Origin of the sequence: Bacillus sp. BML-BC051, from assembly GCF_019656175.1 — a bacterium.
Classification (GTDB): domain Bacteria; phylum Bacillota; class Bacilli; order Bacillales; family Bacillaceae_G; genus Bacillus_A; species Bacillus_A mobilis.
In genome coordinates this window covers 59,461-84,726 of sequence record NZ_BPLI01000016.1, presented here as the reverse complement: position 1 = coordinate 84,726, position 25,266 = coordinate 59,461, and the positions used below count along the sequence as shown (strand labels likewise).

Sequence of the window (25,266 nt, the reverse complement as noted above, 5' to 3'; positions counted from 1 at the left end):
ATGTAACTTTATGAATAGAAATTTATTAAATATGAAGTCTATATAAATAATGAAAGAATTGGATAAAAATAGTGGGAGAAGGTGAATGAATGAGTGTTTCTTCTATTGTAAATAAACAAAAGGCATATTTTTATAATGGTCATACGAGAAGTATAGAAGTGAGAAAGAATAATTTGAAGAAGCTTTATGAAGGCATTCAGCGCTTTGAAGAAGAAATATTTCAGGCATTGAAATTAGATTTAAATAAGTCAGTTCATGAGTCGTTTACAACGGAAGTTGGATATGTATTAAAAGAAATTTCCTTTCAATTGAAGCATATTTCATCGTGGAGTAAACCGAAGCGTGTTCGAACAGCACTCACTCATTTTGGATCAAAGGGGAAAGTAGTGCCTGAACCGTACGGTGTGACACTTATTATTGCACCGTGGAACTATCCGTTTCAATTAGCAATTGCACCTCTTGTAGGAGCGTTGGCGGCTGGAAATACAATCGTTTTAAAGCCGTCAGAGCTAACGCCAAACGTTTCCAAAGTGCTTATGAGAATGTTAGAGGAAATATTCCAAGAAGAGCTTGTAGCGGTAGTAGAAGGTGGTGTAGAAGAGAGTACGGAATTGCTACGGGAACCGTTTGATTATATTTTCTTTACAGGTAGTGTTGGTGTTGGAAAAGTTGTGATGGAAGCAGCAGCGAAACGGTTGACGCCACTCACGTTAGAACTTGGCGGAAAAAGCCCGTGTATTGTACATAAAGATGCAAAAATAGATGTAACAGCAAGAAGAATTGTGTGGGGGAAATTTTTAAATGCAGGGCAAACGTGTGTAGCGCCTGATTATATGTATGTGCATACTTCGGTGAAAGGACAGTTAATCGAGGCATTACGACACGAGATTGCGGAGCAGTATGGGAAAGAACCTTTGCAAAATGACAATTATGTACGAATTGTGACTGAACGTCATTTTGAACGTTTATGTACATTTTTGAAAGATGGTAAAACGGTAATCGGCGGGAACTATAAAAAAGAAACTTTACATATAGAACCAACAGTGTTAACGAATGTTACATGGCAAAGTACTGTTATGGAAGATGAAATTTTTGGTCCGATTTTACCAATTATAGAGTACGACAACATAGAAGAGGTAATTGGCACAATTCAGCAACATCCAAAGCCGTTAGCGTTATATGTATTTTCTGAAGATAAAGAAGTACAAAAGAAAGTGACGAGTAATATTTCATATGGCGGAGGCTGTATTAATGATGTTGTCTATCATCTTGCAACGCCATATTTACCTTTTGGTGGCGTTGGAAGTAGTGGATTAGGTAGTTATCATGGGGAAGAAAGTTTTCGGACTTTTTCACATTATAAAAGCATTTTAGCCCAATCTACGGCATTCGATATGAAAATTCGTTACTCTTCTACAAAAAGTGCTTTAAAATTCATACGAAAGTTGTTAAAATGATGATGGTGTTTATCAGTAGGCGTAGCCGTATGATAATAGCCCCTTCGCAATGGAAGGGGTTTTTCTGTTCGACACATGTATCGTGGGAAAATGAATCAAACATACTACATAAAGAATAGAAGAGAACGCAGCTAAACAACCATTTTTGTTTGGATCGAAACAAAAAATAGTCTATAGAACATAAATATTTATTCATGAATATAAAAATTAAAATTTAAGGTAGATAGGACGGGAAAATGAAAAAGATTATTAAAGTTGAAGCAGTAGAAAAACATTTTGGAAATCAAGTGATTATCCCACCTCTTTCTTTAGACATTAAAGAAGGGGAATTTTTAACGATTTTAGGGCCGAGTGGTTGTGGGAAAACAACGTTACTTCGCATGATCGCAGGTTTTGAAACGCCAACTAAAGGGAATCTTTTATTAGATGATGAAAAGATTAACGATTTGCCACCATATAAGCGCCATATGAACTTAGTGTTCCAACATTATGCGCTATTCCCACATATGAATGTGGAGAAAAATATTTGTTTCGGTATGAAGATGCAGAAGGTACCGGCAGCAGAGCAGAAAGAGCGTGCTGAAGAGGCAATGCGTTTAACGCAGTTACTTGAGTTCCGTAATCGTAAACCTGCAAAGCTTTCTGGTGGACAGCAGCAGCGTGTAGCAATTGCGAGAGCGATTGTAAATAACCCGCGTGTATTATTACTAGATGAGCCACTTGGGGCGTTAGACTTTAAGTTAAGAAAAGATTTGCAACGTGAATTGAAAAACTTACAACGTAATTTAGGAATTACGTTCATATACGTAACGCACGATCAAGAAGAAGCGATGAGCATGAGTGATCGTATTGTCGTTATGAATAAAGGTCATATTGAACAAATTGGAACGCCGAAAGAAATTTACAATAAGCCGAAAACGATGTTCGTTGCGACATTTATCGGTGAAAATAATATTGTGAAAAACGGGGAAGGCTATGTAGCAATTCGCCCTGAAAACGTAAAGGTACGTTCGGTTGAAGAACCGATTTTAAAAGAATACCATCTTGGACATATTGAAGACGTTGAATTTGTTGGAAATATGGAAAAGCTTTATGTACGTGAAGAGAAAACATCAGAATTACTAATGGCATATCAAACTGCTGAAGAAGCAGCGCAGTGGAGCATTGGAGATAATGTATACGTAGGCTGGGAGCAAGAGGACGAGGTGACCTTAAATTGAAAAAAGGGAAATTACTCGCACTACCGACAGTCGCGTGGCTGTTAATCTTCTTCCTAATTCCCCTTCTGTTTGTATTGGCATTTGCCTTTATGCAGCGCGGGGCATATGGGACAGTGGAAATGCAATTTACGTTAGAGAATATAGCTCGTGTGTTTGATCCACTATACATGGGAACGTTATGGGAAACTGTTAAGATTGCAGTTATTACAACAGTAATCTGTTTAGTAATTGGTTATCCATTTGCTTATACAATTACAATTGTTGATCGTAAATACCGTTCCATTCTTTTATTATTGGCAACGATCCCGTTTTGGATTAACTTCCTTGTTCGTTCATACGCATGGATTGTTATTTTACGTTCACAAGGTCTTGTAAACACATTGCTATTGAAACTAGGTATTATTAGTGAACCGTTAAATTTACTATATAATACCCCTTCTGTAATACTCGGAATGGTATATTCTTTATTACCATTTATGATTTTACCAGTGTATGCAGCGATTGAGCAGCTGGATAAGCGTAAGCTAGAAGCAGCTTATGATTTAGGAGCAACACCAGTAAAGGCATTTTGGAATGTTACAATACCAATGACGATGTCAGGGATTGCTACTGGTTCTATTTTAGTGTTTGTTTCTTCTATCGGAATGTTTGTTGTATCAGACGTTATGGGTGGATCGAAAGTAGCATTAATCGGAAACGTAATTCAAAATCAATTCTTAGGAGCGCGTGACTGGCCGTTTGGATCTGCGTTATCTATGATTGTTGTTCTATTCTCTGTTCTGTTAATTTACTTATATTATCGTGCAACGAAAGTATATAAATATGATGGGAACGGAGGGGAATAGGCAAAGATGAAGAAGTTTTTAGTTTCTTATTCTTGGTTAATTTTATTGTTCTTGTATTTTCCAATGATGGTTTTAATGGTATATTCCTTCAATGATTCTCGCATTAATGCGGAATGGGAAGGTTTTACATTCCATTGGTATACAGATTTATTTCAAAAGCAAGATGTTATTGATGCGTTTGTAAATAGTATGACGATTGCGATTGTAACGACGGTTGTAACGACAGTTCTTGGTGTGATTTTTGCGATTGCATTACATCGTTATAAATATCGTTATGAAGGGGCTATTAACGGTCTTGTGTATTTACCAATTTTAATTCCTGATATTTTAATGGGATTATCTTTACTTATCTTATTTAGTCAATTAGGTATGGAACTTGGCAAAACAACAATTATTATTGCGCACATTACATTTAGTATTTCATTTGTTGTCGTTATTTTAGCAGCACGTCTTTCTGGTATGGGACGTGATTTAGAAGAGGCTGCGAATGATTTAGGCGCAACGCCGTGGCAAACGTTTCGTTATGTAACGTTCCCAGCAATTGCACCAGGAGTTATTTCAGCCGCATTATTAACATTCACATTATCAATTGATGATTTTGTAATTAGTTTCTTCGTATCAGGACCAGGATCAACAACATTGCCATTATACATTTACAGTATGGTTAAGCGCGGAGTATCACCAGAAATTAATGCACTTTCTACAATTTTAATTGTAGCAATCGTAGGATTAATGGTTCTATCTGAAATCTTCCGTAACAAAGGTGCAGATGGTGAAGAAAACTCTGGAGGACACCTTCCTTTATAATACGAACGATATAGAAAGTACGAGGGGGTAATAAACCGATGAAATTAATGAAAAGATTAGCCGGCGCAGCAATTAGCTTTAGTCTTGTAGCTGGTGTACTTGCTGGTTGTGGTGAAAAGAAAGAAGAGTTAAACATTTATAGCTGGGCTGACAATTTTGATGAGCAAGTGCTAAGAGATTTTGAAAAGAAATATAACGTGAAAGTTAACTATGATAAGTACGCAAGTAACGAAGAAATGCTCGCGAAATTACAAGCTGGTGGCGCAAAGTATGATTTAATTCAGCCATCTGATTACATGGTTAAAACAATGGCAAAAATGGATTTATTAGCGCCGTTAGATAAAAAGAATATCCCAAATATCGAAAATATGGTTTCTAATTTCAAAACACCTGCGTTTGATCCAGAGAATAAATATTCTTTAGTATATACTTGGGGCGTAACAGGTATTGCGTACAATAAAAAGTATGTGAAAGAAGCTCCTACAAGCTGGGCTGACCTATGGAATGAGAAATATAAAGGGCATGTAACTTTATTAAATGATTCTCGTGAAGTGTTAGGAATGGGTCTTAAGAAGCATGGATTCTCAAACAGCACGAAAGACGATGCACAGTTAAAGACAGCTGCAACGGATTTACAGAAGCTACTTCCAAACTTATTAGCATTTGATACAGATAATATTAAACAAAAATTCATTACAGAAGATGCTTGGATCGGAACAGTTTGGTCTGGAGATGCAGCATTTATCGCAAAAGATAATAAAGATGTAGAGTACGTTGTACCAAAAGAAGGCGGCACAATTTGGGCTGATACGTTAGCAATTCCAAAAGGTGCAAAAAACAAAGAGCTTGCAGAGAAGTTTATGAACTACTTATTAGATGAAAAAGTAAGTGTGAAAAACTACGAGTCAATTGGATACAGTAATCCTAATGAAAAAGCTCATCCTCTTCATAGTAAAGAATATCGTGATAATCATATGATCTTCTTAACGAAAGAAGAATTAGATCGTACAGAATGGCTTGTTGATGTAGACGATAAGCTAAAAGACTATGATCGTTACTGGACAGAGTTAAAAACAAAAGGTAAATAAGTAAGGAAATGCGGTTTCTAAAACAGAAATCGCATTTTTTCATAGTAGGAGGAAATCGCTTGAAGAAGAAGCTACATCAATATGAGGTAGTATGTATTGTTTTATTACTTGCTGTATTTGGCATTGTTGCTTGGCGCGTACATGCGGGTGGCGTTACAGTGATGGATACATATGTCCGAGCATTAGTAAAAGGATTACAAACAGAAGGTTCGCTTACATTTTTTTCACACTATACAAAATTAGGTTCTGCTATCGGGATCGTAACTACGCTAGCTATAAGTTTACTTGTTTTTTGGAGAAAACGTTATTATGCGGCGATGATCGTGTATCCAATGGGTATTTTAATAACACATCTTGTTAATAAAGGGATAAAAGAAATTGTGAAAAGGGAGCGTCCTTCATTAAATGAAGCGTTGGATGCGCTTGGGTATAGTTTCCCTAGTGGGCATGCAATGTTATCTATTATGACATTCGGCTTTCTTGCTTATATCATTGCGGCAAATTTGAAGAGTGTAACGGGGAAATATGTTATAACGATCTTGATGGGAATCTTAATTGTATCGATTGGATTAAGCAGAGTTATTTTAAATGTGCATTACCCAACTGATATTTTAGCTGGTTATTGCGTAGGTGGTATTTTGTTAATTATGGCGATTTACTACCATCGTTTACTTACCGAGAGATTGGGGCTTAATAAAGAGAGATGAAAAAACGTCTAGAAAAACTATTATTATAGTGTTTCTAGACGTTTTTTGTTTGTACGAAGATGTGATACAGTATAAATAACAATTGAATTATTTAAAGTAGGTGAAAGTGCGTGAAGACAAATGTACATAAAGTAGATAAGTGGGGGAAGTTAGGCACTTTTTTGTATCAGTTTCGTTATACAGTAATTGTAGCATTACTATTGCTTGCGATAGCGCTTGGTATTTTTGCCCCAAAGCTACCAGGAGTATTAGGTGGTGACGGTTTCCAAACAGAAGGGGACTATCAAAAGACGAAAGAAATTTTAGATAAAGATTTTAAGAGGTCTCAAGATACACTTTTACTCGTTTTTGAAAAAAATAAAGGTGTTTCACATGAAGAATTTCAAAAGCAAGTAGAGGGAATTGTAAAAAATGTACAAGAGAAAGAGACTTATGAATCTTTCCATCACCCAGTGCAAAATAAAGAAATGTTACAAGATGATATCGGCTATGCGACAATTTTATTTTCCGGGAAAACAAATAAGGAACGAATGGAAAAGACATTACAATTTGCTGATAAAGTCGAAAAGGAAAGTAATGCAGCGTTAAAAGTAACGCCAACAGGATTTCCAAAAATTAATCAAGAGATTAATGAAAGAACGCAAAATGATTTAAAAGTAGCAGAGATGATTGGGTTACCGATTGCATTTCTCGTATTACTATTTTCATTTGGTAGCCTTTTAGCATCTATTTTACCAATTGTAAATGGGGCACTTAGTGTTATTAGTACGATGGGAATATTATACTTTATAGGTGTCGATAAGGAACTATCTATCTTTGTGTTAAATGTTGCACCGATGATTGGACTTGCCTTATCTATTGATTTTGCGCTATTATTTGTAAATCGCTTTCGAGAGGAAGTTGCAAAGCGAACGGTAAAAGAAGCGATAGCAATTACATATCAAACAGCAGGACGTGCAATCGTATTTTCAGGATTATGTGTATTTGTTGGATTATCCGGTTTGTTCTTCTTTAAAATTGATTATATTCAGTCAGTCGCAATTAGCGGAATGATTGTTGTGATTATGAGTATTTTATTCTCACTCACACTCCTTCCAGCACTATTATCCTTAATTGGTAAACGAATATTAAAAAAGAATCAAGTAGCACATACGCCGGCAAAGGCATGGCGTAAATTTGCACAATTTGTAATGAAACATCCAATTGCGATGATTATTGTTGTTACAACATTTATTGTTATTTGCTTATTACCATTACGTACAGCTAATTTGCAGTTCCCTGATGTGGAAGCTTTACCTAAACAAAGTGATACAAGAATTGCATATGAGAAGTACGAAGAGGCATTTAATGAAACGGCAAAAACACATGCTGATGTTACGTTAGTGGTAGAGACGAAAAAAGATATGAAAGAAAAAGAAAGTTTACAAAAGGTAGAAGAAGTCGTTCAAAAGTTAAAAGATGATAAGAAAGTATATGAAGTGAGAAGCTTATACGACGGATTAACTGGTATGAAAGCAGATCAAGTCGCTGGAATATTAGCGTCGCCAGAAGCAGCGAAACTCGCTCCTATATTTGAAGCATATACGAAAGGGAATAAGACGACGATAGAAGTCTTTCTAAAAACAAAACCACGTACTGAAACTGCTAAACAGTGGGTTCGTGATTTTAAACAAAATTATAAAGAGACAGATGTTACGTACTATTTAGGCGGGATGACGACGTTCCAACAAGAGTTAGAAGATGAAATTAAAGATAAAGTTGTAATTGGTATGTCTGTTATATTTGGATCAACCTTTGTTATATTATTATTTGCATTCCGATCTATACTCATTCCGATTAAGGCAATTATTATGAATATACTTAGTTTAAGCGCAACAATTGGAATTGTTGTTTGGTTATTTGAAGGTGGGCATTTTGGTTTAGAAGCAAGTCCTGTTCTATTTGTCTTGCCAATCTTCATTTTCGGTCTCGTATTTGGGCTTAGCATGGATTATGAAGTATTTCTTATTTCGCGTATTCATGAACTGTATGAAGAAACAGGAGATAACGATCAAGCTACGTTAGAAGGACTTGTGTCAACAAGTAGGATCATTACATCAGCTGCGTTAATTATGATTGTTGTAACTGGTGCGTTTGCCTTTACTGATATTTTACCAGTACGGCAAATGGGGCTGGGCGTTGCATTAGCGATATTCCTTGATGCAACAATTATTCGTCTTATGCTCGTACCAAGTTTAATGAAATTGTTTGGAGACTGGAACTGGTGGTTACCATTTCGAAAGAAAAGAGAAAAATCATCGTAAAAAATACTCATCTTATAGATGAGTATTTTTTTATGAATAGCAAGACCTACATTTTGCAAATAGTATGTGATAAGAACATTACATATAAGTAGGTGAAGGCAATGTTTCGTTATTTTAAGTTTAAGCTAAATGATACAGTACAGTTTGCAGAAAACGATGGGCATATGTATCGCATTGTCGGTTATCGGTTAGAAAAAGGATTTTATCCAAAAGATGAATGGACTCATATTATTTATGAATTGCTGAGAGATTTTGATGGGTATACGATGGATGCGGAAGAGGAGGAACTTGTAAAGGTCATTCAAGTAGAGGATGAGTATTACAAAATACAAGAGGTATCGGGCTATCGTTATCCAGTAAAAATGAAGCAAAAACAACAAGTGATGAAAGTAGAAAAAATTGATGACTTATTAGATACGTATAATGATTATAAAAGATTGGCGGATTTCTTTAAAGATTTATCGTATGAACAAAAAGCGGAAGAAGTATTGCAAGAAATGAAAAGGTGTAGAGCGTGAGGGGCAGTCTATTATAAGACTGTCCTCTATTTTTGACGGTGCATCAAAGAGTATTTTCCGTTACAATGAGAGAATCAATAGAAATAAGGTGATACAGTATGGAAACGAATAAAAAGGGCGAATGGTGCGAGATTACTGTTCCAGCGAAATGGAATGGCATAAGTATTGATTCGTTATTAAAAATAGAATGGGAAATACCGAAAAAGTTGTTACATCAGCTTCGTATGGAAAAAGGTGTTATCGTTAACGGAGAACAAAGAAGATGGAATGAGCTTTTAAAAGAAGGCGATAAGTTGCAAGTTCATATGTTTGTGGAGGAAGAATACGATGTAGAGCCTGAATATGGTGAATTACATGTAGTATATGAAGACGATCACGTACTCATCGTAAATAAGCCTGAGAAGATGGACACACATCCTGCTGAAAAAGGTGGAACGGGAACACTTGCAAACCTGGTTGCCTTTCATTTTCAAATGCAAGGTTTAGAGACGAAGGTTCGTCATATTCATCGGTTAGATAAAGATACGACAGGTGGTGTTGTGTTTGCTAAGCATAGAATTGCTGGTGCAATTATGGATCGTTTATTAATGGAACGAAAAATTAAAAGAACATATGCGGCGCTTGTGGAAGGAAAAGTAAAAGGTAAGCAAGGAACCGTTGACGCAGCTATTGGAAGAGATCGTCATCATGCGACGAGACGACGTGTTTCTCCAAAGGGAGATCAAGCGATCACATATTATAAAGTAGAGAAATATTTTAAAAAACAAAATGTTACGTTTGTGACGTTACAATTAGAAACTGGTAGAACTCATCAGATTCGTGTTCATATGAGCTATCATGGTAATCCATTAGTTGGAGATGTATTATATGGTGGACAAACGAAACATATGACAGGGCAAGCATTACATGCGATGAAGATTCATTTCTTACATCCAATTACGAAAGAAGAGATCGAAGTGGATGTACCATTTCCTACAAAATTAAATAATACAATGAAAGAATTTCAAAGAATGAATGCGTAAAGTGTAAGTTTAAGTTTGAGAAAAGTAGATTTCTGCAGGGATTTCTCTAAAAGAAGCGAAGCCGTTAAGAGAAAAGAGAGGTGAGAATCACTTGATCAAATATAAATATATATTAGGAATATTTTTCGCTTGTCTTTTAGTTACTCTATGTCTTTATCCATATTTACCAAACTTTATGGCAGTACATTGGAATGAAAATGGTGGGCCGAACGAGTTTATGAGTAAACAAATTGTTATAGCATTTATTCCTTGTCTTATTATTTTTTTACATGGATTCGTGTATATTATTTCACATAATATATATAAGGTTAATGAAGGCGAGCATATCATTATAAGTGGATTTCTAAAGACGATTACATTATTTATGTTGTTTATCCATATGCTCATTCTCTTTATTAATTGTGGAAGCATGATATCCTTCCAGACAGGACTAACAATTGGAATTAGTATGTTTCTTTTTATGCTTAGTAAAGGCTTTAAAACAGTTAAGAGTACGGAAAAAGACCCAATCAAATTACAAAAAATTCGTTTAGTGAGTAGGCGGATTTTTCAAGTGATGGCATGTAGTATATTGTTTTCATTGTTTTTGAACTTGAAGTGGGGGTTTTACGTGTTACTTAGTGTAATAAGCTGTGGCTCTATTTTGTTTATGTTCTACATAATGTACTCATACATAATAGAAAGTTATGAAACGTAAAAAAGAGTCTTCTCATTATGAGAAGACTCTTTTAATCTATTTACTTCGTAATAAATTGTTGTGTCCAGTAGTTGCCGCTTTCTACATAGCCAACACCGATGTGAGTGAAGCCGTTATTTAAGATGTTTGCACGGTGTCCAGCACTGTTCATCCAAGCTTGTACTACTTCTTCAGGTGTACGTTGGCCTTGAGCGATGTTTTCACCGGCAGATGTATAAGAAATACCAAATTTCTTCATCATGTCAAATGGAGACCCGTATGTAGGGCTGTTATGATCAAAGTAGTTGTTTTTTTGCATATCTTCAGATTTAATGCGTGCTACTTTGCTTAATTCAGTATCGATTTTTAAAGCTGGTAAGCCTTGTTTTGCACGCTCAGCGTTTGTTAATTCAACAACACGTTGTTCGAACTCGCTTAAAGATTTTGCTTCTTCAGCAGGCTTTTGCTCAGCAGGTTTTTGTTCAGCAGGCTTTTGAGTATTGTTGTTTTCAGCAGGTTTTTGAGCTTCTGGTTTTTGAACTTCTTCAGCAGGCTTTTGCTCAACTGGTTTTTGCTCAACAGGCTTTTGAGTTTCTGGCTTAGCTGTTGGTTGCTCAGTTACAACATTTTCAGTAGGTTGTTGACCAGGAATAATGCAATTTGGTTGGAAGTTTCCTTGTTGCCATTGTGCTAATGATTCCACGCCCATAGATTGTAAGAATGCTTGTAATTCTTGTTGGCTCATTTGCTTCATCATCACTTTTGAATGCTGAATATTTTGAACCTTTATGTTAGATGGTTGTACTGTTGCAGCTTGTGCATCTAGAGAAGATACTCCTAAAGTAAGAGCCGTTGCAGCAGCTACAGATAATAAAACACGCTTTTTCATGATGTGTGTCCCCCTATATAAAGTTTTAATTTGTTTTCACACGATTTGTTTTTGACAGCCTGTCTGACTGACAAATTCATCGTAGCATAGATTTTGCGAGAAAAAAGATGGAAAAAAATTCATAGACTTAAAATTTACCTAATTTATCCTAAGGGGTGAAAAGAGCCAAAATAAGAGAAACATAGAGTATAAAAGGAATTTTCAGCATTTTTATACTTGGTTTTAAGAGGGGGTTTTTGGATAAATGTACCTATATTGAAAATGAAGAATCCCATTGTATCAATGGTTTGAGCATTTTTTTGAGGAATATACTGGATTGATTTTTACAAAACTGTAATGTTTCTGTTGTTCTTTTTTATAATAAAGTAACATATTTTTAATGTTGTAGCGGACAAAAAAGCGGCTATCTCTTTACGTAGACGAAGGAGATAGCCGTTTTCTTATTATTACGTATGTTACGAGTTATTACGAGTTGGTTTCAATTGCTTCTAATAATAAATCTACAATGTGAATTCCTCTCATTTTATGAGAAAGGCCTTCTCGCTCAATGCCTAATTTCATTTGTAATAAACAACCTGGGTTTGCAGTAACAATGGTTGCTGCTTCTGTTTCATGTACACGGTCCATTTTGTAATCTAGAAATTCCATTGATAACTCTGAATGAACAATATTGTAAATACCAGCAGAACCACAGCAGCGATCCGCATCTTTCATTTCACGGTAAGTTGCGCCTTGAATTGCTTCTAGTAACATGCGAGGTTCTGAAGATGTTCGCATAACATTGCGTAAATGACAAGAGTCTTGATACGTAATAATTTGCGGTGTGAGTCGTAAGTCATTACGTTTATGGAAATCTAGTTCTACTAGAATAGCGGTAATATCTTTAATTTTAGAAACAAACTGCTTTGCACGTTTAGCCCACTGTGGATCGTCTTTTAAAAGATAATCGTAGTCTACGAGGTAAGCTCCACAACCACCAGCATTCGTAATGATATAGTCGATGTTTAAATCTTCGAAGGCTTTTATATTACGTTTTGCTAGTTCTTTTGCTCCACTTTTCTCACCAGCATGTCCATGTAATGCCCCGCAGCAACTTTGTGTTTTCGGAATAACGATATCACAACCAGCTAACTGAAGAAGTTTCATCGTTGCGTTATTTGTTTCTAAAAACATCGTATCCATTAAACAGCCTGTGAAGAATGCAACTTGTTTCTTTTTTGTACTTTCAGCAGGTAAAAATTCAGGACGATCTTTCATTGCTTTCATTTTAGGGACTTTTGGTAAAACGAGATCCATCGTTGCAAGTGTTTCAGGGAATAACTTCATAATCCCTGTTTTATGTGTTAGCGTTTGTAATCCAGAACGCTGATAAAATCCGATTAGTCCTGTTAATGTTCTCATTCGATTTTGATGCGGGAATAGTCCTTCAAAAACGACTTTACGAACAGCTTTCACTGGCACCGAGAACTTTTTGTTTTGATTTATAATATCACGAGCTTCTTCTAATAAATGTCCGTAATTCACACCAGATGGACAAACAGGTTCACAAGCACGGCAGCCGAGGCAAACATTTAATGTATTTTCAACATCTTCATCTGGCTCAATTAAACCGTCAACGACCGCTTTCATTATTGCGATACGTCCACGTGGTGAATGTGATTCTTTATATCCAGATTGAATATAAGTAGGACAAGTTGGTAAGCAGAAACCGCATCGCATACAGTTTAGTAGTTCATCTTCACTTAATCGTTCTTTAAATTCCTTTTGAATGTTTTCTTTATTTAATGTTGTCATCGTTCAACCACCACTCTTTTACGAGTGTCCTTCGCGAACATCTTTCCTGGATTCATAATGTTATTTGGATCGAAGGCTTGTTTAATCCCTTGCATAGCAGTAATACCTTCTTTACCTAATTTCATTTCTAAATACGGAGCTTTCATCGCACCAACACCATGTTCACCAGTAATCGTGCCACCAAGTTCAATTGCTTTTGCAAATATTTCAGCAAAAGCTTGTTCAGCCCGGTGCATTTCTTCTTCATTACGAGCATCTGTCATACAAGTTGGATGTAAGTTACCGTCACCAGCATGTCCAAATGTACAAATAGGAATATTATATTTTTTTGCAATGGCATTAATCGCTTCAACCATTGGAGCGATTTGTGAACGTGGTACCGTTGCATCTTCTAGTATTGTAGTAGGCTTTAATCTTGCAAGTGCTGATAGCGCACTACGGCGAGCTGTCCGAAGTGCATCTGCATCTGCTTCATCTTTTGCAACGCGAACATCAACTGCATTCATAGAGCGGCAAACGTTAGCCATTTTTTCAATATCTCGATTGACAACTTCAGGCGGACCATCTTGCTCAATTAATAAAATTGCTTTTACGTCGGTTGGTAAACCAATTTGAGCAAACGCTTCTACTACTTCAATTGTCGGTTGGTCTAAAAACTCAAGTGTCGCTGGAATGATTTTATTTGCAATAATAGAAGAAACAGCACGTGCAGCCTCATTAATATCTTCATAGAGCGCAAGCATCGTTTTCTTCGTTTCAGGCATAGGAACAAGTTTTAATATCGCTTCTGTTACGACGCCAAGTGTTCCTTCAGAACCGATAAATAACCGAGTTAAATCGTAACCAGCTACATCTTTTGCTAATTTAACACCAGTGCGAATAATATCGCCATTTGGTAAGACAAGTTCAAGACCCATCACATAATCACGTGTTACGCCATATTTTAATCCGCGTAACCCACCTGAATTTTCATTAATGTTACCGCCAATTGTAGAAATTTTCATCGAGCTTGGATCTGGTGGATAAAATAAACCTTTTTCTTCTACAGCTTTAATAATATCAAGCGTAATCACACCAGCTTGTACTGTGATTGTTAAATTCTCTTCATCAATTTCTAAAATATTATTCATATGACGGAAGATAAGGACGATACCGCCTTCAAGTGGACATGTTCCTGCGCAAAGGTTTGTTCCAGAACCACGAACATATACAGGAATGTTGTGAGTGTTACATACTTTTAACACTTCCGCTACTTCAGTTGTATTACGAGGAGCAATGACTGCATCAGGCATTGCTTGGAAGTTTGGAGTGGCATCATAACTATACGTTAAACGCCCCATATTGGATGTATCTACATTATCGTTGCCAACAATGGATACGAATGAATGAATAATTTGCTTTTCTAACATTGGAAATCCCCCTCAAACTGTTAACGTAATTAGTGATTATAAAAAACGTTGTCACAGTGCTTTCATTATAATGATAAAAAAGTTGGGGGATTCTTTCTATGTATAATCATCTAAAGATTAATCCATTTTATCATTCTTTTTTGTATGATTATCTAATAAGAGTAGCGAGAAGTATAAAATATGTAAGTCTTTGAATTGTTTCGGGTCAAGTCCCGTATGCTCTTCAATCTTTTTAAGTCGGTAATGCAATGTGTTAATGTGTATATGTAATTGTTCAGCTGTTTGTTTATAGGATTGGTTATAATCGATAAATAAGCGTAAAGTGTGCATAAGCTCAGGAGATGATAGTAAGTTTTCGATCGTGCGTCTTAGAAACTGTTCCCGCGTTTCTGCAGAAATATCTTGTAAGCACATTTCTAAACGTAAATCTTCATTAAATACAATTTGTTTCGTTTCAAGTGATACGGAAAGAGCTTGTAATGCTTGTTCATACGATAAGTTCATATTGCTTGGCGTAACGGATTGTCCAATCCCAATATATAAAGGAATAGAAAACAAATTTTCACAATCGTGTTTTAATCGTGTTAAAAATTGATACGTTTGTTCTTTGGAGCTCGTGGCTGTAAATAAAATAAATCGATCATTTCCCCAGCGAATAAATAGATGCTCCTTTGTTAGTAGATTGCGTACGTGTTGCCAAATTTTACGCTGAAGCATCGTGTCATTTTGATCGATAGAGAACAAAATAAGTTGTTTCTTCTTATATAAATCAATACCAAGTGTTTTTGCGCGATCGAGAAAGCTTGGAGACCAGTCTGTATTTTGAAGCCAATCAAAGACAAATGCTTCATAAGAACGGTGTTCAAGTTCTAGTTGTTCTAAAAAGTAGTTTTCATGAATGAGTAGTTCGGTCATTTTACGTAATATTTCTCCGTATTGTGAAATATTTTCAGGTTCGCCTGTAATTCCAATGACACCAATTACTTCGTCATGAAATAGTAAGGGAAGGTTCATCCCCGCCTTTACGCCTTGCAAACGTCGTTCATCTTCTTTTGTAATAATGACAGTTTTCTTTTGTTTTGCACAGCGGAGTGCGCCTTCATGAAATTGACCGATTCTTTCTACATCTGTACTTGCGATAATAACGCCTTGTATATTAATGATAATAATATTTTCTTTAATTAATCTGCGCACCTCTCGTACAATTTTATTCGCTAAATCAGGAAAAAGCATAATTTGCACACCTCAAATTCTATTTGTTGTACATTATATATGTAAATGAAGTAAGAAAGGAAAATTTCACACTTTCCACACATTTATTTGTTATTTTACAATTATAACGAAATCATCCGAAGATGGAGGGAACCTTTTGAGAAAGTATGTTTTTCTTCTCTGTTTTTTATTTCTATTAGTAGGGTGTCAAGGAAGTACATATACACCGATTGCTAAAGATAAAAGTGTTATGATAACAACGAATATAAAAGAAGGTAGTATCAGTTTTGTTGATAAACAAACTAAAAAGTTAATTGCGACATGGGAACTTAATGAACCAATGGCAGGAGTTGCACTACTTCCAAACGGCGAGGACATACTTGTATATGGTAAGCAGTTAGAGTATATGTATGTATATTCACTAGCTGAAGGAAGACAAGTGGCCAAATATAAAACTGGAAAAGGCATTGTAAATGTGATCGTATCCGAAGATAAAAAGCAATTATTTGCTGCCGATCAAACTGCTCAAAAGGTAAGGTTCTTTACAATAAAAGGGAAAGAGACAGGGAGTGTGTCAACCGGAAAAGGACCAATAACGATGGTAGAGTACCATAACCAGTTATCTGTATTAAACTTTTATGATACGAAGCTAACGACAATTGATACAAAGAAAAAAGAAGTGATACAATCCTTTATAATTCCCCCAGCATCAACGGGAGCGACAATTAGCCCAGATGGGAAAGAAATATGGATTGGTGGACATGGTGATGGAAATCAAGTCAATGAAAAAGTATTAGTATATTCATTGCAGAGCGGAGAAATGGTACGTTCTTTACATGCTCCGTTTATGCCTGTGAATATAACGAAGGATAATAAGTATGTATATGCATTAAGTCACGGTTCGAATACGCTTAGACAGTTTGATGTTAGCACGTATAAAGAGGTAGCTTCTGTAGAAGTAGGGTCGAACCCATTTGCATTTTTGAAGAGCGGAGCAGAAGGATACGTAGCAAGCTATGATAGTGATGAAGTGTGTGTCATGGATATGAAGAATTTGAAAATAAAACAAACAATTAAAGTCGGAAAAGGGCCGTTTCAACTCATAGAGAGGGAAGGGAAGGACAATGAGTAAATATAGGGTGCTAGTTGTAGATGATGAAAGTGATATGAGGCAGCTTGTTGGAATGTACTTAGATAATTTCGGATACGAGTGGGGAGAAGCTGGAAATGGGAAAGAGGCGCTCAAAAAATTAGAGACGGATCATTATGATTTCGTTGTATTAGATATTATGATGCCAGAGATGGATGGACTTTCAGTTTGTAAAGAAATTAGAAAAACATCGGATGTACCAATTATATTTTTAACAGCAAAAGGTGAAGAATGGAATAGGGTGAACGGCTTACGTATGGGAGCAGATGATTATATTGTAAAGCCATTTAGTCCTGGAGAACTAATTGCTCGTATGGAAGCTGTGCTAAGACGTTATACAAAGCAAGAGCAACAAGAGGAGATTCAGTTTGGACCGATCCTTATTAATGAAAAAAGTAGGAAGATTGAGGCTGATGGTGAGCCGATTTCTCTTACTGTAAAAGAGTTTGATTTACTCTATTTTCTTTGCCAACATACGGGACAAGTATTTAGCCGGGAACAATTGCTGGAAAAGGTATGGGGATATGATTATGCAGGAAGTACAAGAACAGTAGATACGCATGTGAAAACGATGCGTTTGAAGCTTGGAGAAAGTGGAAATTACATTCAAACTGTTTGGGGTGTAGGCTATAAATTTGAGGTGTAACGTATGTTTACGATGGTACAGAAGCTTTGGCTGACAGTAGTATGTGCAGTATTTGTAACAGTTTCCTTTCTTTATTTTGTATCTTTATATTCGTATGAAAAACTATACGTTGATAATTTAAAAGATTCATTAGTAATGGAAGGGAAGGGTCTTGCTGCGCAATATGATAAGCATGAAGGAATAGCAACTTTTGAAGAGAAAGTAAGAGCATTTGATCAAATATCTAGTTCAGACGTTCTTTTCGTATCAAATCCACGTGATTTAAGCGCATGTTTACCTTTTGATGTGCATCATCATTCTCTTATAAGTGAAGGGGACAGGCAAACATTATTAGATGGAAAAACGGTGACAAAGATAGGGTATGAGGAACATTTTGAACGTAATATTATGGGGGTTGTCATCCCTGTTTTAGAAAATAAAAAGTTAGTTGGCATTGTATATTCTTATATTCCTTTAAAAAGTATAAAAGACTTAATATATGATATGGGCCTTATTTTAGCACCGTTAGCACTGGCTATGACTTTACTAACAATATGGATTGGTAGAAAGATTATTATCGCTATTACGAGACCGCTTTCGCAAATGGAACGAGTGGCTAATCATTTGGCTACGGGAGATTTCTCAGAACGAATTACAATTTCTTCCGAAGATGAAATTGGACGGTTAGGAAAAGCATTTAATAAAATGGCAAATTCTTTAGAGACAGAAGACGTAAAGCGTAAGGAATTTTTAGCTAACGTTTCGCATGAATTAAGAACACCGCTTAGTTATATAAAAGGATATAGCGAGGCTATTTTAGATGGTGTAGCGAAGGGACCGCAGCAGGAAAAAGTAACACAGCTTATTCATAAAGAAGCAGATCGAATGCAGCGCCTCGTTCATGATTTATTAGATTTAGCGCAATTAGAAGGAGAACATTTTCCGTTAAAGAAACAACCTATCGTTTTTTCACAACTCATTGAAGATGTGTTAGATACGTATGAGATTAAGTTTATAGAAAAGAAAATTCGTATTTCAACAAATTTAAATCCAGAAATCATTGTAATGATTGATGAGGATCGTATGCAACAAGTGCTTCATAACGTGTTAGATAATGCGATACGGTATACAAATCAAAACGGGGATATTATGATAACGCTCAGGCAGATAGATGATTACTGTGAATTGAACATAAAAGATACAGGAATCGGAATTGATACAGAGCATTTAGAAAATCTTGGCGAACGTTTTTACCGCGTTGATAAAGCGAGAAGTCGTCAACATGGTGGAACAGGTTTAGGCCTTGCTATTGTAAGACAAATTGTTCATATACATGATGGACAGTGGCGAATTGAAAGTGAAAAAGGGAATGGAACGACGGTTAGTATTAAATTGAAAATACAGGTTGAAGAAAGCATGTTCTAACGTGAAGGGCATGCTTTTCTTCATGAACGCAAATAAATATAGGAGTACATATAAATTAATATTAAACAAATATTAAACAAATATTAAAAATTTGACGATTTTATGAACAAAACATTTGTACTTCTTACCAATTCGTTCTAAAATAGTTATGATGCAAAGTTCTTATAAATCGTTTCAATTGTTGTTTGGAAGATACTGAGGTGATTTAACTGGAGTACAAATCTATTAAACCGAAAAAAATTTACGAAGAAGTATCTGAAGCTATTTTAACAATGATTAAAAATGGTACGTTAAAACCTGGTGACAAACTACTTCCTGTACATCAATTAGCTGAGCAGTTTCAAGTTGGTAGATCAGCTGTTCGTGAAGCGTTAAGTGCGCTAAGAGCAATGGGCTTAATTGAGATGAAACAAGGAGAAGGTACATATGTGAAGAATTTCGATTCTTCTTCATTAACAAAATCATTAAACAATAAATTATTAATGAAGAAAGAAGATATTTTGAATTTATTAGAAGTACGAAAGGTGCTTGAAGTGGGGGCAGTTCGAGCAGCTGCGGCAAAGCGTACGGAAGCTAATTTGCAAAATATGAAACATTGGTTAGATGAAATGGCAAAGAACATTGGAGATGAAAAGGCTGGCGAAAAAGCAGATTTTCAGTTCCATATGGGAATTGCGGAGTCTTCGCATAATAACATTTTGCTTGAACTCATGAATCACGTTTCAGAGATGATTGCTGAAACAATTGGTGAATCAAGACGCATTATTTTATATGGTGAACAAACAACATCAGAACGACTTATAGAAGAGCATCAAGTTATATATGATGCAGTGTTAAAGCAAGATGTAGAATTAGCGCAACAAGCAATGCTAGATCATTTAACAAATGTAGAACATATTGTCACAGGTAAAAACGATATAAATTCGTAATTTAATCTTTTAAAAATCAAATTTTTTGATAAAATAGAGAGAGATTAAGTAAGCGTTTTCTTTAGAAGAGGGAGAGGATAGGCCATGGTTGAGCCTACTTCTTCTTTTCTTAGTCATCTGATGACCATATGTTTGTTGGTGGAGTTGTAAAAAGGGGGAGTAATAGTTATGAAAGTTACTTTATTTGTTACTTGTTTAGTCGATATGTTTGAAACAAACGTCGGCAAAGCAACAGTTGAAGTGTTGGAGCGTTTAGGTTGTGAAATTGAATTTCCAGAAGCACAAGTTTGTTGTGGGCAGCCTGCTTATAATAGCGGCCATGTAGAAGCAGCAAAAGAAGCGATGAAACATATGATTGAAACTTTCGAAGATGCAGAATATATCGTTACACCATCTGGTTCTTGTGCGACAATGTTTCATGAGTATCCGCATGTTTTTAAAGATGATCCGAAGTGGGCTAAACGTGCACAAAAGATTGCTGATAAAACATATGAATTTACACAATTTATTGTAGATGTTTTAAAAGTGACAGATGTTGGTGCAAGTTTACCAGGGATCGCTACTATTCATAAATCTTGTCATATGACACGCCTGCTTGGAGTAAAAGAGGCGCCAGGAATTTTATTATCAAACGTCAAAGGATTAACTGTGAGAGAACTGCCAAACGCGCAAAATTGTTGTGGATTTGGGGGAACGTTTTCAGTGAAGATGACGCCAATTTCTGAGCAAATGGTAGATGAAAAGGTAGATAGTGCAATGGAAACAGGTGCTGATTATTTAATCGGTGCAGATTGTGGGTGTTTGTTAAACATTGGCGGACGTATTGAGCGTTTAGGAAAAGAAATAAAAGTAATGCATATTGCTGAGGTACTGAATAGTCGCTCATGAAGGGGGAACATAAGCTATGTCTATGAAAATCAGTGAGAAAAAATTTAATGATCGCGTTGGCGATGGAATTCAAGATTCGTTTATGCGTGGAGCAGTATCTTCTGCACAAACGCGCTTATATACGAATCGCTTAAAAGCAGCGGACGAATTAGGAAATTGGGAAGAGTGGCGTGAACTAGGTGAACAAATTCGCCAACATACGTTAGAAAATCTTGATTATTACTTAATGCAGTTAAGTGAAAATGTATCAAAAAGAGGCGGACATGTGTACTTTGCGAAAACGAAAGAGGAAGCAGCAAAGTATATTCAAGACGTTGCAAAAAAGAAACAAGCGAAGAAAGTTGTAAAATCAAAATCAATGGTAACTGAAGAAATTAGTATGAATCATGCCCTTGAAGAGATTGGCTGTGAAGTGTTAGAAAGTGACTTAGGAGAGTATATCTTGCAAGTAGATAACGATCCACCTTCACATATTATTGCGCCTGCACTTCATAAAAATAGAGCACAAATTCGTGATGTATTTAAAGAAAAACTTGGCTATGAAAATTCTGATGATCCATACGAAATGACAAAGTTTGTTCGTAAACAACTTCGTGAGAAATTTATGGATGCGGAAATTGGTGTGACAGGTTGTAACTTCGCTGTTGCAAATACTGGCTCTCTTTGTTTAGTAACGAACGAAGGTAATGCCGATCTTGTTATGTCGATTCCGAAAACTCAAATTGCAGTAATGGGTATGGAACGTATGGTTCCGACAATGGAAGAATTAGATGTTTTAGTTGGTTTACTATGTCGTAGTGCAGTCGGGCAAAAATTAACAAGTTATGTAACTGTAGCGGGACCAATTCAAGAAGAGGAAGTAGATGGACCTGAAGAATTCCACTTAGTTGTTGTTGATAATGGCCGATCTCAAATTCTTGGATCGGAATTCCGATCAGTATTGCAATGTATTCGTTGTGCTGCTTGTGTTAACGTATGTCCTGTATATCGTCACGTTGGTGGACATTCATATGGCTCTATATATTCAGGACCAATCGGTGCGGTATTAACTCCACTTTTAGGCGGATATGACGATTACAAAGAGCTTCCTTATGCATCTAGTTTATGCGGAGCATGTACAGAAGCTTGTCCAGTAAAAATACCACTGCATGATTTGTTATTAAAACATCGTCAAGTAATTGTTGAGCAAGAAGGACGTGCTCCACTTGCAGAAAAATTAGCAATGAAAATGTTTAGTATGGGTGCTTCTTCAGCTGCTTTATATAAAATGGGATCAAAAATGGCACCAGCAGCAATGAGTCCATTTACATCTGGTAACCGTGTATCAAAAGGTGTTGGGCCACTTAAAAACTGGACAGATATTCGTGAATTCCCAGCTCCAAGTAAAGAACGATTCCGTGATTGGTATAAAGATCATAAGAAAGGCGGGGACAAATAATGACAGGATTAATTCAAAACCGTGAGTCCTTTCTAGATAATATTGCAAAAGAACTTGGACGTGAGCGAAAAACGGAAGGCGTAAAGCGTCCAGCATGGAAAAGTAATGTGAATGTAGAAACGCTAAAAGATTATTCACAAGAAGAATTGTTAGAAGTATTTAAAAATCAATGTACAAACATTCATACAACTGTAGTGGAAACGACAAACGACCGTTTACGCGAAGATATTCAAAAAGTAATCGTGGAAAACGGCGGGGGACCTATTATGTTATCGGCAGATGAACGTTTTGATTCTTATGGATTGACTTCTTTATTTAAAGAAGAGCTTCCAAAGCAAAATGTTGAAGTGAATGTATGGGATCCTGAGAAAAAAGAAGAGAATATGCGTATCGCAGAAAGAGCGAATATTGGAATCGCATTTAGTGATTATACTTTAGCTGAATCTGGTACGATTGTTGTACAAAGTCATAAAGGTCAAGGTCGTTCTTTACACTTTTTACCGACTGTATACTTTGCTATTATTCCACGTGAAACACTTGTGCCTCGTATTACACAAGCAGTTCAGGATATGAACACACGTGTAGAAAATGGCGAGACAGTGGCATCTTGTATTAACTTTATTACAGGGCCTAGTAACTCGGCAGATATTGAAATGAATCTTGTTGTCGGAGTACATGGACCATTAAAAGCAGTATATTTCATCGTATAAAAGAGGGGAAAGCAGGCCAGAAAATGGCCTGCTTTTTTAATAGAATAGAGATAATATGAAGTAGAATTTCTCTCCTTTTTTTGCTATGTTCTTCTGGAAAGGAGAGGAAGGGATGTTCACTTATTTATATGCATTGTTAGTGGGGATGGTGTTTGGTTCTTTTTTTATGGTAATTGCGATGAGAGTCCCACTAGGTGAGTCTATCATTACCCCGCGTTCACATTGTCATTATTGTAAGTATGTGCTAAAGCCAAAAGAATTGATCCCAATCATTTCATTTTGTATACAGAGGGGACGTTGTAAGAATTGTAAGAGGACGATTTCAATTTTGTACGTAGTATTTGAACTTGTAACAGGAATGATATTTCTTCTTACTGTATATATGATTGGGATGGAACGAGAGATTATCATCATTTTATCGCTATTTTCATTACTTCTTATTATTTCAGTTACAGATTACATATATATGTTAATCCCGAATCGTATTTTAGCTTGGTTTGCCTGTTTACTCATTTTAGAATGTATTTTTGTACCGTTAGTCACTTGGACAGATAGTATAGTTGGTAGTGGCGTTATATTCATTTTGTTACATTGCATGCAGAAGATATATCCAGAAGGGCTTGGTGGAGGGGATATAAAATTACTTTCGCTGCTTGGATTTATAGCGGGACTGAAAGGGATTTTTATGATTTTATTTTTAGCATCTTGCTTTAGTCTTTGTTTCTTTGGAGTGGGTATAGTATTAAAACGTATGAAAATGAGGAGCCAAATTCCGTTTGGTCCTTTTATTAGCCTTGGAGCAATATGTTACATGTTGGTCACGTATACAAAATAGAGAGGGGATAGAACATGAATGTATATATGGATAATCAAAGGAGTTGTCCGTACGGGTATGTACCCGCTACTACAGTAGAATGTGCTTTGCAAATGGTTCGGGATTATGAGGTAAATATTCTTTCCCTTGATTTTAACATGGGATGGGGAGAAAGAAATGGATTAGATTTTGTAGAGGCTTTTTGTAAAGAGGGTTTATATGTAAATGAAATGCACCTTCATACGAATGATGTCATCGGTATGCACAAGATGAAACAGAGGATTAATAAGGGGAAGAAAGAAGGGGAAATTAATCCTCACCTTGTTGTTAAATATGTGGGGAGCTAAAAACTCCAAAGTAAAACTTTGGAGTTTTTAATGTTTCATATGAGCTTGCAACGGAATGATTTCTTCTTGTTGAGCTGCTACTAATTCAGTTTCTTCTTGTTTCACGTCAGGTACTTTCTTTGTTAAGTAATGGTAAACCATACCGACAAATACAGACCCGCCAATAATGTTACCGATTGTAACTGGAATTAAGTTATGAATAGCACCTGCAAAAGAAATTGCCTCCGGATGCGGTGAAACTAAAGATAAAGCAAACAGTGATAAGTTTGCAATACTATGCTCGTAACCAGATAAGAAGAATGTGAAAACGAGCATCATCATCATCATAATTTTTGCTGTATCACCTTTAACTTGAGAAGGTAAGAAACAAGCAAGACATACAAGCCAGTTACATAAAATTGCTTTAAAGAATAGTTGCATTGTAGGTGTATTCATTTTTCCTTCTACTACTTTATTCATGAAATGACCGTGATCAATTGCTTCAAAAATGCCAGTTGCATAAAATAGTAAGGCAAAGAATAAAGCACCAGCTAAATTACCTGCATAACAAGCAACCCAGTTACGAAGTGTATCAGCAATTGTTGTTTCTTTTCTTAAAGTTGCTACTGTGAAGTACATTGTGTTTCCAGTAAACAATTCAGCGCCGCCATATATAATTAGTACGAGGGCAATTCCGAAAAACATAGAAGCAGCTAAATAAGTTGCTGGTGAATCTGCAATGTGAAAAAAGTTACCTAATTTAAAACATAGTACAATAATAAAACCGATATAAATACCCGCAAGTGCGGCACGAATGAAATATTGCATCGGGTTTGTATCTAGCATTTGTTTTTTGCTCTTAGCCAGTTTGACAACATAATCTAATCCTTGTTCTAGCATGAGTAATACGCTCCTTTAGTACATCATCTATAAATACTCCTTATATGAATAAACTACATGGATTCGGTCTTAGTTTCAATAAGTTTGTGCAATGTTTCACAAAAAGGACATACA

24 protein-coding genes are annotated in these 25,266 nt (G+C 36.0%); 19 read left to right on the top strand and 5 right to left on the bottom strand.

Annotated features, from left to right (window positions below):
- The first annotated feature begins 89 nt into the window (after window positions 1-89).
- The 10 genes from K5S59_RS07770 to K5S59_RS07725 all read left to right on the top strand — a co-directional run bounded on the left by K5S59_RS07770 (window position 90) and on the right by K5S59_RS07725 (window position 10,664).
- Window positions 90-1,457, top strand: coding sequence for an aldehyde dehydrogenase (locus K5S59_RS07770; RefSeq protein ID WP_000116790.1), 1,368 nt, complete (start codon window positions 90-92; stop codon window positions 1,455-1,457).
- 236 nt (window positions 1,458-1,693) lie between these two features.
- Complete coding sequence (potA, locus tag K5S59_RS07765) at window positions 1,694-2,677, top strand: spermidine/putrescine ABC transporter ATP-binding protein PotA (protein ID WP_000720324.1); 984 nt, start codon at window positions 1,694-1,696, stop codon at window positions 2,675-2,677.
- Window positions 2,674-3,522 carry a spermidine/putrescine ABC transporter permease PotB gene (gene potB / locus K5S59_RS07760; RefSeq protein ID WP_120449703.1) on the top strand — a complete coding sequence of 283 codons (849 nt, stop codon included), beginning with the start codon at window positions 2,674-2,676 and terminating at the stop codon, window positions 3,520-3,522. The genes potA and potB overlap by 4 nt, the downstream gene beginning before the upstream one ends.
- 6 nt (window positions 3,523-3,528) lie before the next feature.
- Window positions 3,529-4,329, top strand: coding sequence for a spermidine/putrescine ABC transporter permease PotC (gene potC / locus K5S59_RS07755; RefSeq protein WP_000714201.1), 801 nt, complete (start codon window positions 3,529-3,531; stop codon window positions 4,327-4,329).
- Between the two features lie 38 nt (window positions 4,330-4,367).
- Entirely contained in the window at window positions 4,368-5,417 is a 1,050-nt protein-coding gene (gene potD / locus K5S59_RS07750; protein ID WP_000772504.1) for a spermidine/putrescine ABC transporter substrate-binding protein PotD, read from the top strand.
- A gap of 59 nt (window positions 5,418-5,476) precedes the next feature.
- Window positions 5,477-6,124, top strand: a complete 648-nt coding sequence (locus K5S59_RS07745) for a phosphatase PAP2 family protein (protein ID WP_097845385.1) — start codon at window positions 5,477-5,479, stop codon at window positions 6,122-6,124.
- 110 nt (window positions 6,125-6,234) lie between these two features.
- A complete protein-coding gene (locus K5S59_RS07740) occupies window positions 6,235-8,427 on the top strand; it encodes an MMPL family transporter (RefSeq protein WP_120449704.1) in 2,193 nt (730 codons plus the stop codon).
- A 101-nt stretch (window positions 8,428-8,528) separates the two neighbouring features.
- Window positions 8,529-8,945 carry a hypothetical protein gene (locus K5S59_RS07735; RefSeq protein ID WP_000490294.1) on the top strand — a complete coding sequence of 139 codons (417 nt, stop codon included), beginning with the start codon at window positions 8,529-8,531 and terminating at the stop codon, window positions 8,943-8,945.
- A gap of 98 nt (window positions 8,946-9,043) precedes the next feature.
- Entirely contained in the window at window positions 9,044-9,967 is a 924-nt protein-coding gene (locus K5S59_RS07730) for an RluA family pseudouridine synthase (RefSeq protein ID WP_120449706.1), read from the top strand.
- 91 nt (window positions 9,968-10,058) lie between these two features.
- A complete protein-coding gene (locus K5S59_RS07725) occupies window positions 10,059-10,664 on the top strand; it encodes a DUF1648 domain-containing protein (RefSeq protein ID WP_120449708.1) in 606 nt (201 codons plus the stop codon).
- A 40-nt stretch (window positions 10,665-10,704) separates the two neighbouring features.
- On the opposite strand, the gene K5S59_RS07720 is transcribed toward K5S59_RS07725, so the two are convergent.
- The 4 genes from K5S59_RS07720 to K5S59_RS07705 all read right to left on the bottom strand — a co-directional run bounded on the left by K5S59_RS07720 (window position 10,705) and on the right by K5S59_RS07705 (window position 15,968).
- Entirely contained in the window at window positions 10,705-11,532 is an 828-nt protein-coding gene (locus K5S59_RS07720) for a CAP domain-containing protein (RefSeq protein WP_000747583.1), read from the bottom strand.
- 465 nt (window positions 11,533-11,997) lie between these two features.
- Window positions 11,998-13,326, bottom strand: coding sequence for a (Fe-S)-binding protein (locus K5S59_RS07715; RefSeq protein WP_000209611.1), 1,329 nt, complete (start codon window positions 13,324-13,326; stop codon window positions 11,998-12,000).
- Window positions 13,323-14,735, bottom strand: a complete 1,413-nt coding sequence (gene glcD, locus K5S59_RS07710; protein ID WP_212982184.1) for a glycolate oxidase subunit GlcD — start codon at window positions 14,733-14,735, stop codon at window positions 13,323-13,325. Before glcD ends, K5S59_RS07715 begins: the two co-directional genes overlap by 4 nt.
- A gap of 117 nt (window positions 14,736-14,852) precedes the next feature.
- Window positions 14,853-15,968, bottom strand: a complete 1,116-nt coding sequence (locus tag K5S59_RS07705) for a CdaR family transcriptional regulator (protein WP_120449712.1) — start codon at window positions 15,966-15,968, stop codon at window positions 14,853-14,855.
- A 136-nt stretch (window positions 15,969-16,104) separates the two neighbouring features.
- Here K5S59_RS07705 and K5S59_RS07700 point away from each other — a divergent pair, with 136 nt between their 5' ends.
- The 9 genes from K5S59_RS07700 to K5S59_RS07660 all read left to right on the top strand — a co-directional run bounded on the left by K5S59_RS07700 (window position 16,105) and on the right by K5S59_RS07660 (window position 24,273).
- Window positions 16,105-17,079, top strand: coding sequence for a YncE family protein (locus K5S59_RS07700; protein WP_001234173.1), 975 nt, complete (start codon window positions 16,105-16,107; stop codon window positions 17,077-17,079).
- Window positions 17,072-17,743, top strand: coding sequence for a response regulator transcription factor (locus K5S59_RS07695; RefSeq protein ID WP_000049884.1), 672 nt, complete (start codon window positions 17,072-17,074; stop codon window positions 17,741-17,743). Before K5S59_RS07700 ends, K5S59_RS07695 begins: the two co-directional genes overlap by 8 nt.
- A 3-nt stretch (window positions 17,744-17,746) precedes the next feature.
- Window positions 17,747-19,147 carry a sensor histidine kinase gene (locus tag K5S59_RS07690; protein WP_000494824.1) on the top strand — a complete coding sequence of 467 codons (1,401 nt, stop codon included), beginning with the start codon at window positions 17,747-17,749 and terminating at the stop codon, window positions 19,145-19,147.
- Window positions 19,148-19,386: 239 nt separating this feature from the next.
- A complete protein-coding gene (locus tag K5S59_RS07685) occupies window positions 19,387-20,076 on the top strand; it encodes a FadR/GntR family transcriptional regulator (protein WP_255260117.1) in 690 nt (229 codons plus the stop codon).
- Window positions 20,077-20,244: 168 nt separating this feature from the next.
- Window positions 20,245-20,964 (top strand): (Fe-S)-binding protein, encoded by a 720-nt coding sequence (locus K5S59_RS07680; RefSeq protein ID WP_000869141.1) that lies wholly within the window; start codon window positions 20,245-20,247, stop codon window positions 20,962-20,964.
- A 16-nt stretch (window positions 20,965-20,980) separates the two neighbouring features.
- Window positions 20,981-22,402, top strand: a complete 1,422-nt coding sequence (locus K5S59_RS07675; protein ID WP_000061923.1) for a LutB/LldF family L-lactate oxidation iron-sulfur protein — start codon at window positions 20,981-20,983, stop codon at window positions 22,400-22,402.
- Window positions 22,402-23,112: a LutC/YkgG family protein gene (locus tag K5S59_RS07670; protein ID WP_000147206.1), complete on the top strand. Its 711-nt coding sequence runs from the start codon at window positions 22,402-22,404 to the stop codon at window positions 23,110-23,112. The genes K5S59_RS07675 and K5S59_RS07670 overlap by 1 nt, the downstream gene beginning before the upstream one ends.
- Before the next feature lie 112 nt (window positions 23,113-23,224).
- Window positions 23,225-23,947 carry a prepilin peptidase gene (locus K5S59_RS07665; RefSeq protein WP_098258833.1) on the top strand — a complete coding sequence of 241 codons (723 nt, stop codon included), beginning with the start codon at window positions 23,225-23,227 and terminating at the stop codon, window positions 23,945-23,947.
- Window positions 23,948-23,961: 14 nt separating this feature from the next.
- On the top strand, window positions 23,962-24,273 hold the full coding sequence (locus K5S59_RS07660; protein ID WP_001103787.1) for a cyclic-phosphate processing receiver domain-containing protein: 312 nt from the start codon (window positions 23,962-23,964) through the stop codon (window positions 24,271-24,273).
- 27 nt (window positions 24,274-24,300) lie between these two features.
- On the opposite strand, the gene K5S59_RS07655 is transcribed toward K5S59_RS07660, so the two are convergent.
- Window positions 24,301-25,152: a formate/nitrite transporter family protein gene (locus K5S59_RS07655; RefSeq protein WP_000893043.1), complete on the bottom strand. Its 852-nt coding sequence runs from the start codon at window positions 25,150-25,152 to the stop codon at window positions 24,301-24,303.
- Window positions 25,153-25,266: the final 114 nt, after the last annotated feature.

What these genes read in the sequence shown, in the direction of transcription:
- K5S59_RS07735 (WP_000490294.1), top strand. Translation starts at nt 8,529, where the DNA reads ATGTTTCGTTATTTTAAGTTTAAGCTAAATGATACAGTACAGTTTGCA.
- K5S59_RS07680 (WP_000869141.1), top strand. Translation starts at nt 20,245, where the DNA reads ATGAAAGTTACTTTATTTGTTACTTGTTTAGTCGATATGTTTGAAACA.
- K5S59_RS07730 (WP_120449706.1), top strand. Translation starts at nt 9,044, where the DNA reads ATGGAAACGAATAAAAAGGGCGAATGGTGCGAGATTACTGTTCCAGCG.
- K5S59_RS07675 (WP_000061923.1), top strand. Translation starts at nt 20,981, where the DNA reads ATGTCTATGAAAATCAGTGAGAAAAAATTTAATGATCGCGTTGGCGAT.
- glcD (WP_212982184.1), bottom strand. Translation starts at nt 14,735, where the DNA reads ATGTTAGAAAAGCAAATTATTCATTCATTCGTATCCATTGTTGGCAAC.
- K5S59_RS07715 (WP_000209611.1), bottom strand. Translation starts at nt 13,326, where the DNA reads ATGACAACATTAAATAAAGAAAACATTCAAAAGGAATTTAAAGAACGA.
- K5S59_RS07690 (WP_000494824.1), top strand. Translation starts at nt 17,747, where the DNA reads ATGTTTACGATGGTACAGAAGCTTTGGCTGACAGTAGTATGTGCAGTA.
- potA (WP_000720324.1), top strand. Translation starts at nt 1,694, where the DNA reads ATGAAAAAGATTATTAAAGTTGAAGCAGTAGAAAAACATTTTGGAAAT.
- potD (WP_000772504.1), top strand. Translation starts at nt 4,368, where the DNA reads ATGAAATTAATGAAAAGATTAGCCGGCGCAGCAATTAGCTTTAGTCTT.
- K5S59_RS07660 (WP_001103787.1), top strand. Translation starts at nt 23,962, where the DNA reads ATGAATGTATATATGGATAATCAAAGGAGTTGTCCGTACGGGTATGTA.
- K5S59_RS07695 (WP_000049884.1), top strand. Translation starts at nt 17,072, where the DNA reads ATGAGTAAATATAGGGTGCTAGTTGTAGATGATGAAAGTGATATGAGG.
- K5S59_RS07670 (WP_000147206.1), top strand. Translation starts at nt 22,402, where the DNA reads ATGACAGGATTAATTCAAAACCGTGAGTCCTTTCTAGATAATATTGCA.
- K5S59_RS07720 (WP_000747583.1), bottom strand. Translation starts at nt 11,532, where the DNA reads ATGAAAAAGCGTGTTTTATTATCTGTAGCTGCTGCAACGGCTCTTACT.
- K5S59_RS07655 (WP_000893043.1), bottom strand. Translation starts at nt 25,152, where the DNA reads ATGCTAGAACAAGGATTAGATTATGTTGTCAAACTGGCTAAGAGCAAA.
- K5S59_RS07770 (WP_000116790.1), top strand. Translation starts at nt 90, where the DNA reads ATGAGTGTTTCTTCTATTGTAAATAAACAAAAGGCATATTTTTATAAT.
- potC (WP_000714201.1), top strand. Translation starts at nt 3,529, where the DNA reads ATGAAGAAGTTTTTAGTTTCTTATTCTTGGTTAATTTTATTGTTCTTG.
- K5S59_RS07665 (WP_098258833.1), top strand. Translation starts at nt 23,225, where the DNA reads ATGTTCACTTATTTATATGCATTGTTAGTGGGGATGGTGTTTGGTTCT.
- K5S59_RS07705 (WP_120449712.1), bottom strand. Translation starts at nt 15,968, where the DNA reads ATGCTTTTTCCTGATTTAGCGAATAAAATTGTACGAGAGGTGCGCAGA.